This is a genomic window from Phytohabitans flavus (assembly GCF_011764545.1).
Taxonomy (GTDB): domain Bacteria; phylum Actinomycetota; class Actinomycetes; order Mycobacteriales; family Micromonosporaceae; genus Phytohabitans; species Phytohabitans flavus.
The window spans coordinates 1,628,286-1,646,681 of record NZ_AP022870.1; the positions used below are offsets into that span (position 1 = coordinate 1,628,286).

The 18,396-nt window shown below is 68.5% G+C and carries 19 protein-coding genes; 8 read left to right on the forward strand and 11 right to left on the reverse strand.

The window, feature by feature from the left end; all coding sequences use genetic code 11:
- Window positions 1–5 precede the first annotated feature (5 nt).
- Window positions 6–218 carry a hypothetical protein gene (locus Pflav_RS06835; protein WP_173032598.1) on the forward strand — a complete coding sequence of 71 codons (213 nt, stop codon included), beginning with the start codon at window positions 6–8 and terminating at the stop codon, window positions 216–218.
- Window positions 215–991 carry an IS21-like element helper ATPase IstB gene (gene istB, locus Pflav_RS06840; protein ID WP_173032803.1) on the forward strand — a complete coding sequence of 259 codons (777 nt, stop codon included), beginning with the start codon at window positions 215–217 and terminating at the stop codon, window positions 989–991. The genes Pflav_RS06835 and istB overlap by 4 nt, the downstream gene beginning before the upstream one ends.
- Before the next feature lie 260 nt (window positions 992–1,251).
- Here istB and Pflav_RS06850 read toward each other — a convergent pair whose 3' ends face one another.
- Window positions 1,252–1,995, reverse strand: a complete 744-nt coding sequence (locus Pflav_RS06850; protein WP_173034590.1) for a LysR substrate-binding domain-containing protein — start codon at window positions 1,993–1,995, stop codon at window positions 1,252–1,254.
- A 20-nt stretch (window positions 1,996–2,015) separates the two neighbouring features.
- Complete coding sequence (locus tag Pflav_RS06855) at window positions 2,016–2,204, reverse strand: helix-turn-helix domain-containing protein (protein ID WP_173034591.1); 189 nt, start codon at window positions 2,202–2,204, stop codon at window positions 2,016–2,018.
- Window positions 2,205–2,404: 200 nt separating this feature from the next.
- On the opposite strand from Pflav_RS06855, the gene Pflav_RS06860 reads away from it, so the two are divergent.
- Complete coding sequence (locus tag Pflav_RS06860; RefSeq protein WP_173034592.1) at window positions 2,405–2,839, forward strand: hypothetical protein; 435 nt, start codon at window positions 2,405–2,407, stop codon at window positions 2,837–2,839.
- Window positions 2,840–3,259: 420 nt separating this feature from the next.
- Here Pflav_RS06860 and Pflav_RS06865 read toward each other — a convergent pair whose 3' ends face one another.
- Window positions 3,260–3,943, reverse strand: a complete 684-nt coding sequence (locus Pflav_RS06865) for a response regulator transcription factor (RefSeq protein ID WP_173034593.1) — start codon at window positions 3,941–3,943, stop codon at window positions 3,260–3,262.
- A 427-nt stretch (window positions 3,944–4,370) separates the two neighbouring features.
- Between Pflav_RS06865 and Pflav_RS06870 the strand changes: the two genes are divergently transcribed.
- Together Pflav_RS06870 and Pflav_RS06875 are read left to right on the forward strand one after the other, a co-directional pair.
- Complete coding sequence (locus Pflav_RS06870) at window positions 4,371–7,010, forward strand: S8 family peptidase (RefSeq protein WP_173034594.1); 2,640 nt, start codon at window positions 4,371–4,373, stop codon at window positions 7,008–7,010.
- Complete coding sequence (locus Pflav_RS06875; RefSeq protein WP_173034595.1) at window positions 6,989–8,278, forward strand: hypothetical protein; 1,290 nt, start codon at window positions 6,989–6,991, stop codon at window positions 8,276–8,278. The genes Pflav_RS06870 and Pflav_RS06875 overlap by 22 nt, the downstream gene beginning before the upstream one ends.
- Window positions 8,279–8,336: 58 nt before the next feature.
- Here Pflav_RS06875 and Pflav_RS06880 read toward each other — a convergent pair whose 3' ends face one another.
- The 3 genes from Pflav_RS06880 to Pflav_RS06890 form a co-directional block, all read right to left on the reverse strand.
- Window positions 8,337–8,501 carry a hypothetical protein gene (locus tag Pflav_RS06880; protein WP_173034596.1) on the reverse strand — a complete coding sequence of 55 codons (165 nt, stop codon included), beginning with the start codon at window positions 8,499–8,501 and terminating at the stop codon, window positions 8,337–8,339.
- Window positions 8,498–9,967 carry a hypothetical protein gene (locus Pflav_RS06885; RefSeq protein WP_173034597.1) on the reverse strand — a complete coding sequence of 490 codons (1,470 nt, stop codon included), beginning with the start codon at window positions 9,965–9,967 and terminating at the stop codon, window positions 8,498–8,500. Before Pflav_RS06885 ends, Pflav_RS06880 begins: the two co-directional genes overlap by 4 nt.
- A 190-nt stretch (window positions 9,968–10,157) precedes the next feature.
- Window positions 10,158–10,658 (reverse strand): hypothetical protein, encoded by a 501-nt coding sequence (locus Pflav_RS06890; protein WP_173034598.1) that lies wholly within the window; start codon window positions 10,656–10,658, stop codon window positions 10,158–10,160.
- Window positions 10,659–10,761: 103 nt separating this feature from the next.
- Between Pflav_RS06890 and Pflav_RS06895 the strand changes: the two genes are divergently transcribed.
- Complete coding sequence (locus Pflav_RS06895) at window positions 10,762–11,439, forward strand: hypothetical protein (protein ID WP_173034600.1); 678 nt, start codon at window positions 10,762–10,764, stop codon at window positions 11,437–11,439.
- Window positions 11,440–11,837: 398 nt separating this feature from the next.
- On the opposite strand, the gene Pflav_RS06900 is transcribed toward Pflav_RS06895, so the two are convergent.
- From Pflav_RS06900 to Pflav_RS06910, 3 genes are all read right to left on the reverse strand, one after another.
- Window positions 11,838–12,446: a putative Ig domain-containing protein gene (locus Pflav_RS06900; RefSeq protein ID WP_173034602.1), complete on the reverse strand. Its 609-nt coding sequence runs from the start codon at window positions 12,444–12,446 to the stop codon at window positions 11,838–11,840.
- Window positions 12,380–14,143, reverse strand: coding sequence for a PLL family lectin (locus Pflav_RS06905; protein ID WP_173034604.1), 1,764 nt, complete (start codon window positions 14,141–14,143; stop codon window positions 12,380–12,382). Before Pflav_RS06905 ends, Pflav_RS06900 begins: the two co-directional genes overlap by 67 nt.
- Window positions 14,144–15,085: 942 nt before the next feature.
- Window positions 15,086–16,084: an ankyrin repeat domain-containing protein gene (locus Pflav_RS06910; RefSeq protein WP_173034606.1), complete on the reverse strand. Its 999-nt coding sequence runs from the start codon at window positions 16,082–16,084 to the stop codon at window positions 15,086–15,088.
- A gap of 618 nt (window positions 16,085–16,702) precedes the next feature.
- On the opposite strand from Pflav_RS06910, the gene Pflav_RS47190 reads away from it, so the two are divergent.
- The gene (locus Pflav_RS47190) at window positions 16,703–16,825 is read left to right on the forward strand and encodes a hypothetical protein (RefSeq protein ID WP_269474464.1); all 123 of its coding nucleotides are present in this window, start codon (window positions 16,703–16,705) and stop codon (window positions 16,823–16,825) included.
- Between the two features lie 17 nt (window positions 16,826–16,842).
- Window positions 16,843–17,043, forward strand: coding sequence for an LppU/SCO3897 family protein (locus tag Pflav_RS06915; protein ID WP_173034608.1), 201 nt, complete (start codon window positions 16,843–16,845; stop codon window positions 17,041–17,043).
- On the opposite strand, the gene Pflav_RS06920 is transcribed toward Pflav_RS06915, so the two are convergent.
- Entirely contained in the window at window positions 17,024–17,200 is a 177-nt protein-coding gene (locus Pflav_RS06920) for a hypothetical protein (RefSeq protein ID WP_173034610.1), read from the reverse strand. The two genes, Pflav_RS06915 and Pflav_RS06920, sit on opposite strands and share 20 nt — an antisense overlap.
- 238 nt (window positions 17,201–17,438) lie before the next feature.
- On the reverse strand, window positions 17,439–18,098 hold the full coding sequence (locus tag Pflav_RS06925) for an acVLRF1 family peptidyl-tRNA hydrolase (protein WP_173034612.1): 660 nt from the start codon (window positions 18,096–18,098) through the stop codon (window positions 17,439–17,441).
- Window positions 18,099–18,396: the final 298 nt, after the last annotated feature.

Here is an 18,396-nt window from a genome sequence, read left to right on the forward strand (position 1 = left end):
CTGGCATGACCGACCAGACCACCACGGCGACGGCGCCGCAGCCGGCCTACCCGCTGCCCCAGCCCGGCGGAGCAGATCCCCGGTTCACCTACGGCCTGCTGCACGACGTCGCCGAAGTGTTGCAGCGCAACGGTTTTCCCCGCCCGGCCGGCACCGACTGGGCCGACCTGATGGCCGCCCTGCACCACTTCCTCTACCAGCCCAAGGAGACCTCGTGACCATCGTCGACACCGCGCTGCACGACAGCCTGCGCGCGTTGAAGCTCTCCGGCATGCTGCACACCCTCAACGCCCGCCTGGCCCAAGCCCAAGCCGGCGAGCTCGGCCACCTGGAGTTCCTGCAGGTGCTCTGCCACGACGAGATCACCCGCCGGGAAACCATGGGCATGCAACGCCGGCTGCGCCGCGCCCGCTTCGACCAGACCACCACCCTGGAGGAGTTCGACTTTCACACCAGCCCGAAACTGCCCGCCGCGCAGATCCGCGACCTGGCCGCGCTGCGCTGGCTGCAGGCCGGCGAGTCGGTCATCCTGCACGGCCCGGTCGGCGTCGGCAAAACCCATATAGCGCAAGCCCTCGGGCACCTCGCCATCCGCCGCGGCGCCGACGTCCGCTTCACCAAAACCAGCCGCGCCCTAGCCGACCTCGCCGGCGGCCACGCCGACCGCACCTGGCCCCGCCGCCTCGCCGAGCTCGCCCGTCCCGCGTTGCTGATCCTGGACGACTTCGCCATGCGCGAACTGACTGCCCAACAGGCCGACGACCTCTACGAACTCATCTCCGAACGCGCCCAGGCCGGCCGGTCCTTGATCGCCACCTCGAACCGGTCACCGGCCGACTGGTATCCGCTGTTCCCCAACCCCGTCGTCGCCGAATCGCTGCTGGACCGGCTCATCAACACCAGCCACCAGGTCTTCATGAACGGACCCAGCTACCGCCCCAACAAACGACCCGGCCGAGCCGGCTCGACAACACCGACCGGCACCAAGTAGAACATCAACCGAGGGCCACACCCTGGGGAATTACGTGAGCCCAGACCCGGGGAATTCCGTGAGCGACGACACCGTAGTCGGCCTTTCTTGGCGGGTCGGCGTGGTGGCGGTGTGGGATGTCAAGCAGTTGGCCGCGTTCCTGGCGATGGTGAGTGGGGACGGGTTGTTCCCGGAACGTGTGCCGCCCGCAATCGCTGCTCTGGCACAACAGACGCCGGACCCGCAGCTCAACGACCACGCCACGGCCAGCCGCCGGCAGGTCAGCCAGACGACGAACGTGATACCCATGCACCGTGGGGCCGAACGGCCGATGCTGACCGTGTGCCGGCTCCGAGGAGGAGACGGAGAAGCGCGTCGGCCCGGATGTTGCGGGCGTCGCGTCGATGTGTCAGGTAGTACCAGATCCGGGGTGCCCTGCTCAGGGTAACGGTGTGCATGCCGGGTGGCCGGTTGCGGGCTGCTTCGGGATGCAGCGCGAGTGATCCGCCGGTGGATGCGATGCTTCGGTACACGTCATGGAAGGTGCGCGGGGTGATCTCTACCAGCCGGGCACTGCTCAGCGGGCGGGCGTCACCCAGAGACCACAGCGACATGAACTCTGGCGGCATACCCGGCATGTACAGCATGGGGTGGGCGGCGAACTCCTCCACGTCGGCCTGGCCCCGACGCGCGAGTGGATGCCGTGCGGGCACCACACCGACTCGCTCCAGCGGCCACAGCGGCGTCGACACGATCCCTTCGGCGAGCGGCGGTACGGCCGTCAGCGCAAGGTCCGCCCGGCCGCTGCGCAACGTATCGACGGGTTCCTCGTAACCCAGCAGGGAATACTCGATCACGGTGCCCGGGTGGGCGGCCCGTAGCGCCAACGCGGCCGCCCTGATCTGCCGGCGTGCGACCACCCGGTCGAGACCCTGGATCGCGATTCGCAACCCGGGTTCGGCCTCGCGGTGGATCGATCGGGAGATCCGCTCGAAAGCGTCGAGCAGTCCGGCGGCACCGCGCATCAGGGTGTGCCCGGCCGGGGTCAGGCCCCGACCCCGCCGTGATCCCGGATGACCAGCGGGGTACCGAGTCGTCGTTCCAGCGTCTGAACGCGTTTGGTCAGCCCGGACGGCGAGATGGCGAGTTCGCGGGCGGCCGCCGTGTAGCTTCTCATGGTCGCGAGCACGACGAAGCTGCGCAGTGCGGACACGTCGATGTCGAACCGGTTCACAGCAGCCTCCGTCCGGCTCCGTCGCACCCCGCTCGGAGCCTAGGCGAATGCTATTCATCGGCGCAAAGGAAAGCAGTCGGTGATCCAACACCTTCGGTACCGAAGCGGTATTTCCAGATCGGAACAACCTTTCATGGGTACGGCGCGCCCCTGTCCAGACTGAATGTTGAGTAATCGACTGATCTAACCCTGGAGGACTGATGATCAAACTGCTACGGGCATCACTACCAGCCAAGCGCCGCCTTACCCGGGTGCTGGCCCTCGCCGCGTCGTTGAGCGTCGCGCTCGGCCTGATGGCGGTGCCGGCACAGGCCGCGATGATATGCAGTGGAGCACCGGCCATCAACCTCTGCTTGTGGATCGACGGGCAGGGCAACAACCGCTACCGGGTGCATGTCGGCATCGACGTGCACATGAGCCTGGCCGAGGCCCAGGAGTACGTCGACGACGCGGGGGACCCTTTCAGCGCGGTCATCATCGGCAGCGCCGGCCTGATCCGCTTCGGAGTCCCCCAGGTCGGGTTGGGCGCAACTTCCGAGTCGGGGCTCAGCGGTGACTTCGAAATCGTAGTCCTAGGTAGCCAGCTCAACGAGAACCCGGGGGCCAGGACAGGATTCGTGCCCGGGTTCAGTTGATCGACACCGACACCAATCGCATCACCGGAACCTTTACATCTGGGGAGATCATCGGTAACTGGTCCTGACACCTGACACCTGCGTTCCGCGTAATTCCGTCACGGCCAGGTCAGCCGGGAGCGGCGTAGCTGGGTACCGACGTATGAGCCGTGTATGAGACACCTCATACACGGCTCATACGTCGGCTCCGCTGACAAGGACGCCAGCCTCCGGCGCCACGGACCCATCCCGAACCGTGCCGTGCCCCGATCGGGGACCGGGCGGCCAGCCCGGCCCTCGCCGCCGGCCAGGCGGGCTGGGATTGGGTTGTGTGCCGTGGAGGGTGAGGCCGCGGGAGCAGCGGTCCGGACCACCGCGGACATCGCGGTAGCCCAAGTTTTTCTTGGTTATGGATCTGGCTCTCGGCTGCCTGAACCTGCCTCAGCTCGCTTTGTCGTCGTCTTCGGTCAACCAGCCGTGCTTGTGCGCCTGCCAGCCCAACTGGGCGCGGGTGCTGACGCCGGCCAGGTCCATGAGCTGCCGTACTCGGCGCTGGACCGAGCGATGACCGATGCCGAGGTGCGTCGCGATCGCGCGGTCGGGGAGTCCGGCGAGCATGAGTGCCAGAAGCCGCTGGTCCTCGGGCGGCAGGATCGAGGTGTGGTCGCCAGCGGGAGCCTGGCGGAACGGCAGGGGCACCGCCTCGGACCAGACGAACTGGAAGTAGCCGACAAGGGCCTCGAGGAGCGAGCTGCGGTGTACGACCATCGTGGCTGGCGGCCCGATGTCGGCCTGGACCGCGGAAAGCACGGCGATCTCGCGGTCCACCACGATGAGCTTCATCGGCACCCGCTCGTGTACCCGCCAGTCCTCGCCCGGCTGGGCATGGAGCCGCATGAGTTCCGCGATGCCGGGCACCTCCAGGACTCGACGGTCGTACACGGTGCGATTCGCGCCGGACACGTGCACCGGCGTACGGCCGGCGTCCTCGACCGCGATCACCCTGAACGGCGGGGTGACCAGGGCGAGAAACTCGCGGCGCGCGTTGCGCATCATGCGTTGCACCCGGTCGCGTACGGCAACCTCGTCGAGCACGACCTCGACCACGTCGGCGACGCTGCGCACGGCCGAGCTTTCCCGATAGGTCTCGACAAGGTCGAGTAGGTCGGCCTCGGCGCGTGCGAGGGCTTCCCGCTGGCGCAGGATAAGCGCCTGACCGGCAAGGTGCGGAGGTGCGGCCTGGTAGCTGGTCGGCCTCCCGGGCGGCGGATGACCAGACCGTGCTCGTGCAGCGCGGCGAGCGAGGCCATCACGGAGCGCCGGGGCGCGTCAAGTCCCTCGGCCAGCTCGGCACTTGTCGCTGCGGGAACGCGCAGGAGATAGCGGTAGAGCGCGTCGTCGAAATCTGTGCCGCCCAACTCGATAAGCACCGACCGAACCCCTTTGCATGGGGCGGCTTTGCGCCACGGCGCAAAGATCCTCAAGACGCGCCGCCAAGGGTATCAATGTTTGTGCGAGCCTGCGGGCACCCCTGTTGACCTTGGAGGTCCCCATGCTTCGCAGGTCGCTGACCGCGGCCGCCGGACTCATGCTGTCAGTCGCCGTACTGACGCCAGGTTTGCCGGCGGTGGCCAACCCCCGCCCCGACACCGCGCCCCAGCCGCCTCCGGCCGCGCGGTCCACACCGGACGATCTGACCTTCACACTGCTCACCGGCGATCGGATCGAGCTGAGCCGGACGCCCGACGGTCGGCCCGCCGGCCGGGTGGTGTTCGACGCTGGCCCCCAGGGCGACGTTGTCTTCCAGGAGGCGAATGGCAGCCTGTACGCACTGACCGGCCAGGCGGTGCGGCTGATCGGGATGGGACGGCTCGACCCGGAGCTGTTCAACCTGACCCGGCTGGCCAAGGACAGGTACGACGACGCGCACGCCGAGCAGATACCGGTGATCGCGACGTACGGCAAGGAAGGCGCCCGCTCGCTGGCGGTACCGGCCGCGCCGAAGGGCACCGCGCGCACCCGCGCCCTGGCCAGCATCGGCGGCCAGGCGCTGCGCGTCGAGAAGGCACAGGCCGCGCAGGTGTGGTCCAGCCTGGTCGGCGAGACCGGTACCGGTGCGCCCAAGCTGTGGCTCGACCACAAGATGAAGGCTTCGCTCGACGTGAGCGTGCCGGCGATCGGCGCGCCGCAGGCGTGGCGGGCCGGCTACGACGGTGCCGGCGTGAAGATCGCGGTACTGGACACCGGCATCGACCTCAACCACCCCGACTTCGCCGGGCGTATCTCCGCCAGCCGTAGCTTCGTGCCTGGCCAGGAGGTCCAGGATCACTTCGGGCACGGTACCCATGTGGCGTCCATCGCCGCCGGGTCCGGTGCCGCGTCGGCGGACAAGTACCGGGGCGTGGCGCCCGCTGCCCAACTCGTCGTCGGCAAGGTGCTGAGCGACCAGGGCTTCGGGACCATCTCGGACATCATCGCCGGCATGGAGTGGGCGACCGCCGAGGGCGCCAAGGTCGTCAACATGAGCTTCGGCGGCGACCCGAGCGACGGCAAGGACCCGCTGTCCCAGGCGGTGAACCGCATCTCGGCGGACACCGGTGCGCTGTTCGTCGTAGCGGCCGGCAACAACGCGGGCTGGCCGCAGAGCGTCACCTCACCGGCGTCGGCCGACCGGGCACTCGCCGTGGGCAACGTGGCCAAGACGCCTCCGTTCGCCTCGGATCCCAGCTCCAGCCTCGGCCCGCGGGTTGGCGACTTCGCCATCAAGCCGGAGATCACCGCACCGGGTGCGAGCATCGTCGCGGCCAGGGCGGAGGGCACCGACCTCAACCCAGGAAGCCCGGTGGACAACCCCGGCTACCAGAACCTCACCGGTACCTCGATGGCCAGCCCGCACGTTGCCGGCGCCGCTGCGCTCGTCGCCCAGCAGCACCCGGACTGGAACGCGGACCAGATCAAGGACGCGCTGGTGAGCACCGCGAACCCGAACCCGTCCGCCCCGGTAACCTGGCAGGGCGGTGGCATGGTCAACGCCGGCCGGGCCACGTCCAGCGGGCTTGTCGCCACCGGCACGCTGAACCTCGGCGAGGCGAATCCGCCCTACCAGGCCATCGGCGGCACGGTCACGCTGCGCAACCTCGGTGCCGATCCGGTACACGCCGACCTTGTGCCGCAGATGTTCAAGACGGACCAGGAGCGGTACCGGCAGACGCCGCTCGACGCGCCGGACGGCACGATCACCGTCGAACCGTCCACCGTGGACATCGCGCCGGGCGGCTCCGTGACGGTACGGCTCACCGTGCGGACCGCCCAGCTCGACGAGCCGGAGCTGAGCGGCACCTCCTACTACGGCTGGATCGAGGCCCGCGCCGGCGGCACGGCACTGACGCACACCGCCGTCAGCTGGACCAAGCACCCGCCGCGGCACCGCCTTACCGTTCGCGGCGTCGACCGCACCGGAGCGCCGGCCCACACCACCGGCTACTCCCTGCTGACCCTGATCAACCTCGATGCGGCCAGCGGTGGGGGCGACATCGAGATCGGGTGCCTTCCGCAGACCGGCTGCTACCTCGGCTGGTACGACCAGGGCACGGCGAACTTCGTCGGGCTCGGCGCCGACCCGCTACCGGAGGGGCGGTACGCCCTGGTCACAAACATCTCCGACTGGGCGAAGCAGGTGCCGGCCGCCCGGCTGTCGGAGACGCTCGGCGGTGACCCGGAGTTCGTGATGGACCGGGACAGGTCCATGACGATCGACGCGCGCAAGGCCAAGCGGGTGGAGATCCAGACGCCGCTGCCATCCACGCCGGTGCTCGGCATGAAGCCGAACCTGTCGTGGACGCGGGTCAAGGGCGTGCCAGGCTACGAGCAGTTCCGTTACGGGACGTCCTACTACGACCTCGCGAACATCTACCTGCTGCCCACTCCTCGGGCCACGACCGGGGAGTTCAACACGACCATCGGCACCCGGCTTGTCGCGCCACCCGTCACCATGACCGCCGAGGGAGTCCGTCCCTCCACTTTGGATCCCGTGTATCCGCGTTGGTCGTTGGGCGGCAACGACTGTACCGACATCGCCTACCTGCGCTGCGTGCCGGCATTCGCCTCACCGGGCAGGTACACAGTGGTCGACGCCGGCAGCGGGACCCCGCGGAGCTGGCGGCGGCTGGGGTGCGCGGCAAGCTGGCCCTAGTCCATGAGGTGCACCGGCCAGAGTACGACGCGCCCGGGTACTACGACCTGAACACGCCCGCGGCCAATGCCGCGGCGGCCGGCGCCCTCGGTGTGCTCTACGCCATCGGTGACCCTGGTCCGACCCAGCGGTGGGTGGGCGGGCACACAGACATCCCGATCGCGGTGATCCCGCAGGCACAGGGCGACGCACTCGCGCGGGCTCTTCGGGTGCGGCCGGTCACCGTCCGGGCCGGCGGGCAGCCCGACAGCCCGTACCTCTACGACCTGGCTCTTGTCGAGCGGGGCGCGCTGCCGGCCAACCCGGTCTACCGGATCAAGCACGACAAGCTCGCCACGGTGCGGGCGCGGTACCACGCCGACACCCCTGGCCAGGTGATGCACGACTTCCGCTTCACGGCCGGCAACTTCTACGAGCCGTTCAAGCTCATGCGGTTCAAGGCACCGTTCACCCGTACCGAGTACGTCAGCCCGGGCCAGTGGTGGCAGGTCCTCTCCTACGGGCAACCGTGGGAGGGCGACAAGAACGAGTCTGGTATGCGCACCTACACCGCTGGGGCGCGGCTGGTCGAGGACCATCTCAAGGCGCCGATCTACCCGCATCAGGACGCGGGCGAGGTGGCTCTCGAGTCGGCCGGTACCCCGCAGGCCGGCGTCATGTCGATGGCCCTGCCGCTGTTCCACACCGCCGGAGGCTTCGGTATCCCCGAGGGCTTCCCGCCGGCGGACGCGGTCCGGCGGGTCGCCTACTGGCAGGGCGACCGGCTGCTGTGCGAGACGACCGGCACCTGGGGCAGCTGTAGCTGGAAGGACGCCCCGTCGGGCGTGTACCGCGCCACGCTGGACACCACCAACTGGGCACGCCCCGCGGTCAGTACGAAGACCCACACGGAGTGGACCTTCAACGCCACGTTCGACGGCAAGGTGCGGCCGGTGCCGCTGGTCGGGCTCGACTACGACGTACCACTCGACCTGACCAACTCCGTGCGGTCCGGACCGTACGACGTGACCATCACCGCCGGCTACCAGGCCGGGTACACGGGCACCGGTCCGTTCACTGTGGACGCCTGGGTCAGCCATGACGACGGCCGGACCTGGTCGCCGTTGGGCACCCGGCGCACGAACGCGGCCGGGCAGGCGAAGTTCGATGTCCGTACGCCACGGAACGCGAAAGAGGTGACGATCCGGGTGCGCGCCCGCGATGCCGCGGGCAACGCCATCGACCAGACCATCACCAGGGCGTGGCACAGCCAGCAACGCAACCCGTAGAACGGCGGCGCCGGCTCCGCAAACCGCGGAGCCGGCGCCCTTTTCCTGACAAGCACTGTCAGCTGCTGGTGTTGGTACCTATCGTCCCGCTGGGTCCGGCCGCGATGGTGCCGGTGCCGGCGGCGAGGTTGGTGACGAGCCAGGGCGTGGCGGTGGCCTCAGGTCCGACGGCCCACAGGTCCGCGTTGCCGTCACCGTTGATGTCGCCGCCGTGGACGGTCATGTCTTCACCGGTGTTCCAGCTACTGGAGAGTGCGTATTCGGTGTACGCGAAGGTGGAAGTGTCGACGTCGTAGGCGAGGTCGTCCCACAGGTAGAGCTTTCCGGTGGTCGGTTGCCAGAGGAACATCGCGGTCCCGGTCGCCGTCTGAGCGGTGGTGATGGTCCAGGTGTTCCAGTCCATGCCCCGGTCGGGGTCGGCGTGTTCAGCTGGGTGGGGAAGTTGTAGTTGAGTGCGCCATCGGCTTGGCGGGCGTAGTAGTTCAGGTAGTAGCCGACACTGTCGTCGCCGCTGATGGCGATCAGGTCGGGGGCGGTCAGGCCGTGTCCTGAGCTGTTGCCGGCGCTGGCGAGCTGGATTGGGTTGAGGTTGTTGATGTCGCCCAGCATGCCGGCGAAGATCGACACGCTGTTACCGGAGAGGTCCGCCCGAATGGGAGAGCCGTCGCCGTTACCCTTCAGCACTACGCCGCCGCCGGGGTTCTGGCCCGTGGGGTAGTAGACAAGGATGTCCTGTGGGCCGCTGCCGAAGAAGCGGCCGGTGACGATTTGCGCGCCGTTAAAGGCCGTGGGGCTGTTGGTGCCGCCGTTGCCGTACGCGCCGAGGTTGGTGGCGGCGGGCGAGATCGCTCCGGTGCCGTCTCCGACCGCCAGCCACAGGCCGGAGGGCAGCCCGTGGACTCCGCCGACGGTGATCAGGTCGGTGATGTCGTCGCCGGTGAAATCACCATCGGCGGCGGGCGGAGCCGGTGCGGCGGTGAAACTGATGGTGGTGCTGTCGCCGAGGTTTCCGCCGGCGGAGATGCCGGTAACGGCAAGGGTGTTCGTGAACCTGGTCGGCACGACGGTGATGGACGCGGTGCCGTCGGTGGCGGCGGTGACCTGACTGGGTGGGTCAGCGTTGAGCTGGTACAAGTATCCGCTGGGAGTGGAGCCAGTGGGCGCGGGGCTGACGGCGATGGTGACGGGCTTGCCGACTGTGGCGCTGCCCTCGGCGGGCGGCGTGACGACGGGCGCATCGGTGCGGGTCGGGTCGGCCCTGAAGTGGCAGGTGGCCGACCACGCGCTTGTCTTGTGGAAGTCGGTGGCCCGCACCTTCCAGGAGAACTGGGTGATCGCACCGCCGGCCGCGGCGCGCAGTGTCGCGACCGGTACGACGAGCACGGCGGTGCTGCCCGAGCTGACCGTCAGCAGGTGGGGCTTGGAGGAGAGCAGGATCGTGTGGGGAGCCGACGTCTCCCACAGACTGAATTCGACGCCGAGGACACCGCCGTCGCGGTCGTAGACAGGCGCGTACAGCGTGACTTGTTCGTCGCCGACGATCGTGGGGCTTGTCGCGGTGCAGTCCGTCGTCGGCGACGTGGTCAGGCCAGTGGGCTTGTCCGGGCGCTCGTTGTGGCTGCCGGTGAGCCGCTGTGCGGCCGCCGGAGCCGCGACGGCGGCCGAGGTGGGTACGCCGACAATGGTCATCGCAACCAGCCCGGCCAAAGCGTGGGCGACGCTACGGTGTACACGTCTGTGGTTGGGCCTACCGGCCACTGAGCCTCCCCGTCTCGCAAAGCGTTCATTGAATGGGCGCGCTTGGTGCTGATGGCAAGGCTACTGCCGCCTGCGGACGCGGGGATGGTCCCTTCGAAGTGACCACGAGGCTGCGGGCCGGCTAGGAAAGCAGGTAGTCCTCGGCTGAGTCGGTGCGTAGATACCACAGCGACGCGACGGCCAGCAGGAGGCCGCTGACCATCCAGAGGTTGAAGGCGCCGCCGCAGAAGCTGGCGATGTGGTCGAGCACCGCGAGCACGAGCAGCAGCTGGGCGCGGCGGCCGATGCCATACGGCCGGCGGGGCAGGGCGCGGGCGACAAGGACGAAAGCGGCCGCGGCCAGCGCGCCGAGCACGACGAGCGCGACCGGGTGCGTGCGCTGTGCGCCGTAGGTGTTGAGGCCGGCGTGGTCGCCGTCGCGCAGCAGATACGCCAGGGTCCCCACCAGCGCAACCACCCCGTACCCGACGGCCTGCGCGAGCAGCAGGAGGCGCAGGGCGCGGACGGTCGGCGGCATCACGACCTCGGCCGCGGGGCCGTCCACCGGCGGGGCCGGCTGCTGGTAGCCCGGGTCAGGCGCGGCGGGCTCACCGGGTGGCGACAGGCTCGGTTGCTGGTCCATCATGGCCTATCTATTCGGGTGGTCGATACCATACCGGACAACGGTCGCGACTCGTGGGGAGTGTGGCGCCATCAGTCTCTTCGCCGCCGGGGACAGCCCCGACATGGGCAAGCCGACGCCCCGGCCCTGGCTGGGGCAGCTGCGACTGGTGCTCCTGCTCCTGGGAGTTCTCGCCGCGCTGCTGGTCATCCGGCCGATCGTCGTCGCGGCCAGCAACTCCGACGGCGCCCCTGAGGAAAAGCTCGAAGGGGTGCGCTTCGAGGGCCGCTACTTCCCGATCGAGAAGGTGTGCCCGGTCGTCGACGACAGCGACCTTGAGACAGGGCTGGAGGGCAACGCCGCGCTCGTCGAGGAGGGGCTCACCCCGACTGGCAACGGCTTCAGCGTCGACGAGGACGACGGAATCGCCGCGATGGACTGCGGCGTGACGAACTGGCGGTTTAGCCGCGGTGAGGAGAAGATCGCGTTCCTGTTCACCGTCCGGGTGTACGCCGGGACGCCGCCTCCCGCGCCGCCGTGCGCGCCCGAGGAGCCCGGGGAGAAGGCCGCTCCGGTGGAGGTCGGCCCTTACCGGGGCTGCCAGACGGACGACGGCTTCGAGGCCACCACCGTCCTCGTCGACCGCAACGCCTTCGTCTCCTGTGGCGTGAAGTCCATTGAGGAGGATCTGCTGCCCGGCCTGACAGCGGCCACGCAGCGGCAGTGCGGCAGGGTGTTCGACGCACTCGGCAAAGCCCGCCCGATGGGGTACCTGGACAGCAGCTTCCTGACCGTGCGCTGAGCCCGGGGAGCGCCGGACCCGGACGTGGGTTCAGGGCTCAGCTTGGCGCGATGGGCCGGCCGAGGTCGGTGATGATGCGGTCGATTCAGTGAGGGCGAACCCGGCGAGGCTGGATTGGGTCGTCTCGGCTGTGTCGTCGGTCTCTTCAAGGTCGCCGATTGACCAGGTTGGCGAACACCAGGCCGGTGCCGATACCGGAGGGGCATCTGGCCAGGATCACCTCCCACATCCGGTTGTGTACGAGGGTCGCCAACACCTGGACGTTTCACGATCCTGTCGACCATTCACGCGCTACGGCGACTTCCACCGCTCCCCGTGTCCGGGGTGCACGCCTTAGTTGTGGACACGTAGGTTTCGGCGAGCGGGTGGGGCGCCAACCGGCGCCCCGCCCGCGATCGTCAACTACAAACTTCGTCTCCCGCCGGCAACGCGGTGACGACCAGCATGACGACGGTCAGACCCGGCACGCGGGCGCAAGCCGATGGGCTCTGCGAGCGCACCAGGTCGGGCGCCTCGTCACAGTCCACGACGAATTGCGAGGAGACGCCCAGGCCCGCGTTCTGCAACCGCCGCCCGGCCTCGCTGCGCGACAGTCCGATGACGTTCGGCACGGTGGCTTTCACGATCGACCAGGTGAACGTCACGCTGGCGGTCTGCCCGATCGAGTCCGTCACCGTGGCGGTCACCGGGAACGTCCCCTCCGTCGAGGGAGTGCCGGTCGCCGCCCCGTTCGTGCCACCGTTGACACCCGGCGGCAGACCGGTGAAGGCCCAGGCGTACGGGCCGACGCCACCGGTGGCGCTGAGCGACCGGTTGGCCGGGACCCGGACGACGTCGCTGAGATCGCCAGGTGACACCGCGACGACCGGCGGCAGTGGCGGGGGCGACAGCGGAAGCCACCCGCTCCACAGACCGGACGGTTCGACCCGCCGGTTGACGGTCACCTCGCCGTTGTCGGCGACGCTGAACAGGTCGAGGTTGCCGGCCTTGTCGAAGGTGGCCGCCACGCCCAGACGAGGTCCCCGAGAGACATCCACCCTCCGTACACCTCGCTGTTGGCCGAAGTCTGCTTGCGGGTCTGGACATCGCCTGAGGCGGTGATGCCGAACAGCTCGATCTCGCCTCGTGCGTTGGTCGCTGCCGCGAGCGCGGTGAGCACGCCACCCATCGGCTCCCAAGGGCGCCAGCCGCCGTTGGCGTCAGGCCCCGTCTGTCGTGTGCGGTGCAGGACGCCTGCGGTGTCGACCGCGAAGAGCTCGATCCGTCCGTCCCGGGTGGTCGCGGCCGCGACGTTCGTCATGGTGCCGCCGGGGATCTGTTGCCATGGCGACCAGTTGTTGATCGTCAGCGCGCCCGCCTGCACCGGCCTGCTGTCGATGTCGCGTCCGGCGGCGAGGTTGCGTGCCATCGGCGTCTGCTCGGTACCCCTTGTCTGCCAACGGGTCCAGACCTGCCCAATCCGGTTGGTGCCGAAGATCTGCATCGCGCCGCCGAGGTTGCGGGCCATGGCGATGGTGTTCAGGTTTCCGTCCATCTGGGCGAGGTCCGACCAGCTCGCGTCGTCGTTCGGCCGGCCTTGCCAGCGGTGGTGGATGTCTCCCAACCGATCGATCGCGAACAGTTCCACCCGGCCGTCCTGGTGACTGGCCGAAGCGACCGCCTTGATCGTGGCGAACTGGGAGATCCCCTCGAAGGTACGGAAGCCGATGAACTGCGTTGGGCTGGAACGCCGCGTGTGCTGGGTGGCGCCGTCGGCACGGGCCTGGAACAGCTTCACCGGACCTGTCGCGCTTGTCGACGTCGCCGCGGCGATGGGCGAGCCGAGCCTTCCGGTGGTTGCCGGGCGGAGCTTGTCCAGGGCGGCCTTGGCGAGCATGTAGCTGGTGGTGGCCATCGCCTGGTTCGCCGCGATCGAGAGATCCTGGGCGGCCGGCCAACGGTCCGGGTCCAGAATGGAGAACAGGCCGGCGTGCGTGGCGGCGTACACCGGGAACGGCAGCGTGCCGCCCGGGTCGGCCAAGGTGGCGTGATACGGCACACACTTCCACGGCCCCTGCATGATGACCTTGCCGTCCACCTCGGGACTGCCGGGAGTGAAACTTAGCGACCTGACCGCGCAAGTTGGCCTCAGCTTCACAAGCAGCTCGGCGTTGCCGGAGATCAGCGTCTGCCGAAGCGTCTCAGTGGTGAAACCCGCCTCCAGGTTGGCCACCAGAGTCAGCGGACCGACCGCGTTCAACGCGAAGCCAAGCTCGTCCACGGCCGCCTTGCTGTCGGGGCCGAGCGCGGCGATGAGCTCACGGGCCCGAAACAGGCACTCCGCCGAGGAATCCGCGAACGCCTGCTTGTTGTCCGGTGACAGCAGGTGAAGATTCTCGAAGGTATGTACCGTGTTGCTGGCGCACGCGGACACGTCCGCGGCCGCGATGTCACCGATCTCTGCCAGGATTTCGCCCCTGGCCTTTCTGATCTCCGCTTGGAGACTGACGACCGCGGGTCGGCCGGCCAGGTGGTTGTCGTAGAAGTCGAGCCCTCGCTTCAGGTAGCCGAAGAAGGGCGCGAAGCCCGCCGCCTCGTTGAGTAGGTCGTCCAGGACATCGGCACGCGCCGGTGCCGGCGCGGCGACCGACACGCCGACGGACACCGCCGCCGCGAGCCAGGCGGCCATCAGGCGCCGCGCCAGCGACCTTCGCTTGGTAAGCATGAACCCTCCACTTCGGAACACGAACACGAACCCCCGATTGATCTCGGCGTACCTACGGCGTTCCATTCCGTTCCACGGGCCGTGTTAGCCCGCCCGCAGCCGGTTCGTCGCGGCAGCGCCGGCCACGAGCCAGCACCGGCGACCCGGTGGCGTGGAGGTTCGACCGACCACGTCGAGTGTGGACGGTATGGGGTCCCGCGGCGGCGACGCTGCTGTCCGTCGTAACGCTGTTCCGGTTGGCTTCCTGCTCCCGGTGTCTGACATACCGCTGGTCCACGAGGTATTGATGCATGAGAATGACGGTTTCCCGGCCGCACGGCGAGGCCCGAGCGGAGTTGCCCGCCATTGACGAGGTGGATTTGCGCCAGGTGGACGAGCGGCTGCGTGTACTGCTCGTGCCTAACGCCTGGATGATGCCGCGCCGGAAGCGGCGTCCACCCGCCATCTATCTCCGTGTCGGCGAGTGGGTGCGGTGGCGGATCAACTACCGGTCCTCGGGCACCTGTCCATGCGGACAGCAATGGTCGTACCGGTTCGACACGTTGAGCCTCGCCCACGGTCGAATCTCAACAGACACCTTCCTGGCCCAGCCGACGTACATGGTCGACGAGCGCGCCTACCTGCGCGAGTCACCGGCACCTCCCGCCACGCACTGGCCCCGCTGGGAGGGTCGACTCCTCCAATTCGGTGCCGCTGCGCACGCTCGGCCGGGCCATACGCGCATTGCGGTAACGCATGCCGCAAGACCAGGTGCACGGATCTGCCGATGTGAGTGCACTCGATCTTGCGACATGCGGACGGCTGAGCGCGGCACCGTGGCCTTGCAATTTCGCCGGGAGCTACCGTCAGCGGGTAGTTGCCGACGGCCTTCCATCACCTCCCGCATTTAAGCGTTTTCGCCGGCCGACCTGGCAAGTCAGTGCCTCATCGTTCCTGACGTCATCACACTGTTTTGCTGGCCCAGTAGTCCCGGTCGGGCAGTAGAACCCATTGGTCGGCGGGGCCGGTGATGCATTGGGCGTCGACAGGGCGCAGGCCTACGAACGCGCACGCGTATGCGGGGGCCTGCAGCCGGTAGAGGTAGCTGAGCAGGACCATCTGGCTGGTGTCTGTGCTCCACGCGGCACCGCCAGGGTGCAGGTCCCAGCCGATCGTCTCCCCATCGCGGTGGATGCTGCCCTGGTTGCCGCTTTTCGGGTTCGCGTAAAGGCCGTAGGCGACGGTGCCGGCGGATAGCAGCCGACCGATCAGGGGCGTCTGAGGCTGGTATCCCCACGGCTGGGTGATAACGCAGCCGCCAGGCACGTCGGTGACGCCGACGAGCAGCAGATCGTCCATCTCCGAAAGCCAGCCCCAGTCCTCCTCGTCGCCTGGCTCCGGCTCCTCGTCGACGTCGATGTCGTAGTGGGCGAGCAGTTCGTTCTCGGTCATCGGGGTGCCGCCGAGCCGGCGGATTGCCTCGATCGCGTCGATCCCGGCGACGCAGAGAAGCCCGGTCCCGTCGTAGTAGTCGACCTGCAAACGTTCGCCCAGCTCACTGGCCAACGCGACGGCTTCCCGCTCGGCTGGGCTCAGCTCGACACCGGCAGGGGCTGCGCCGAATAGGTCGGGTTCGGGGCCTGCGAGGCTTAGCCGACCGGGTGACCAACCGACCATCATCGGCTGCCATGGGTCCGCACCAGCGGCCGCTAGCACCCGGGCGTTGTCGTGCCGCCGCGAGTGAACCGCCAGCCATAGCGGGGACCGGCCGTTGAACAAGACATCAACATCGGCTGCCGCCGCGGCCATCGCCGCCACGACTGCGGGCGGCCAGTGCTCCGCCGCGACGTGCAGGGCCGAGTCATGCCCGAGTGGCATGCAGGGGTCGGCTCCCGCCGCCAGCCGAGCCCGCACCTCATCCTCGCCGCCGCCCCACAACGGCACTCCATCCCAGCCCGTCATGACCCGCCCTCCCGTCGCCTGTCAACGCGCACGACGTTAAACGGCGCATACGACACTGCCGCGAGTGATTGCCGACAGCTCCAGCAGAGCAGGGGCAATGCGGTCCTCGAGCTGCACACATCTGCCGCGAGTCGCGCGTTGTGGCTGGCTGCGTCCCGATGGCAGGTGTTCCCCACCGCAAACTGCCTCGCGTGGGTGCCGAGGCGGCGGACGCGTGGGAATTGCTGCAACGGTCTGGCTGGGCGCCAGGTCGTCGAGTCGAGGTTGGAGGCACGCTTGGCGAGTTCGCGGCAGCTGATCATGCCTAGTGGCGGCCGCCCGTGAGTTCTTGGCCTGGTTCTCGACGTATGGTGATCGCCGCAGGCGGCGGTAGAGCTGTCCTGCAGATCGATGGGCATGTCGCCGCGCGGGACAGGATCCGGACTGGTGTCGCCTACGCCGAGGGGCATCCCATCCCTGACAGACCTCGACGGCCGACGCCTTGGACTGGCCGACCCACATCCTGACGGTCGCTCGCCGGCTCGAAACGGCTGATCCATTTCGTGGGTGTCGCACAACACGGCTGATCACGTATCCTCCCTGCCACCCCGACGCCTTCTGAGGAAGCAAAGGAAGTCCGTGTCACTGTTTCGCCGCATCTACGCGATCAAGCCACTTCGCCCGGTGCTGTTCATCCTCCTCATGGGAGTCGTCTTGGCCATGGCCTACGGCACGTCGTACGTCGTCGGTTCCCCGACGTAGCCAAGGTCGGCCAGTGCTTGAACGACGCTCCCGCCGCCGTCGCGCGCACCACAGATTGCGACAACGACCGCGCTACGTGGAAGATCATCGGACGCGTCGAGAGCGACGACGTCCCAGCCGAGGAAGCGTGCGCCGCATACCCGCAGACCACGATGACGTTCGAACGCAAGGGCCGCGGCGAAGACTTCATACTCTGCCTCACCGAAATCCAGCGCTGACTTTGAGCAATTCCGGCGATGTGGCTGGGCTGTCGTCCTTCGTCGACTGCAGCTCGATGTCCAGTTCGGCGAGGCTGTTTCCGTCGTCGTAGAACACCTCTTCACCGGGGTTGGCGAGGTCGGGTGTCAGGTCGTGTTCCCGTCCGGGGCCGATCACGCCCCAAGGCAGTGACGGCCGCTGCGGCGATTTGCTCGGCCCGCGCGGGGTGCACCGCGAAGGCATGTCGCGTATTCCATTGGCTTGGGGGCAATGCCACCGCCGCGGTGCTTGATCACGTTCACTCTTCTGCCGCAAAGCGCGCGGTCTACGGACCATTGGGCACAGGTCAGCGCCGTTGGCTGTCGCGTGCCACCTTGGTCGGGTGATTGTCGACCTTGTTTGAACCTGTTCGTGGTCAGGGCATGAGATGGACACGGATCCGCCTGGCTGTGATTGCCGCGTCCTGCAGTACGGCCAACCGGGGCTCGGCGGATTCGAGGAGATGCGGATGACGTAGTCGCGCCAATGGAGACAGACGTCGGTCTGTCAGTACCGCGTCGATCATCGACCGGTCGCCGCCGCAGACCAGGGCACTGACCGCATCGTCGTGCGGGTCGTGCGCGCCAGGGGCGTAGGGCAGCAGGACTCGCGCGGCAATGTCCGTGGCCCGGTGGGTGGCTGCCCCGGCCTGGTTGGCGCGGCGGCGGGCGTAGCGCTGCTGCGACGAACCGCCGGCCGCGGTGCGGCCCTGCACGTAGAAGCGCTCGACCTTGGAGACGGTCAAGGTCGTACCGTCGGCGACACCGGCGGCGACCGCGCCCTTGCGCGCCAGCAGCACGGCGATCCGGGGCGGTCGGAGAATGCCAGCCAGCAGCATGTCGACATCCTGTGCGTCGGCAAGCCCCGGCGGCGGATACAGAGTGGCTGTATCGCCGTTGCTCACCCCGGTCAACACCAGGCCCTGCTCGGTGGCGCCGTCGTGCCGGCCGTAGAAGCCGTCGAGCCAACCACGAATCCGCTCCGGCGAGATCTCCACCCACCGCCCGCCACCCGCCGCGGGCCGCGCCATCACCACGCGAACCCCACCTGTCGAGAACGGCCGGTCTGCACCCTGCCATGCTCACATGCCGCGAACAGGGCGTCGATCGTGACGGGTGGCAAGGACTGGATCTGCCGATGTCAGTGCACCGAGGATGCGTCCTTGGTGCGGAACGGCGGTCTACGCAACGGTCGGCGAATGCATCTTGCCGCCACGGATCATCTAGTCGTCTCCGGAGCCGAGCGCGGTCTGCGCCAGTGTCGAGGTGCCCGACCGTGGGTTTCGGGTCGAGGTGGGTTTCGGGCGGCGCCGCAAGGCCGCGGCGAATGCATGT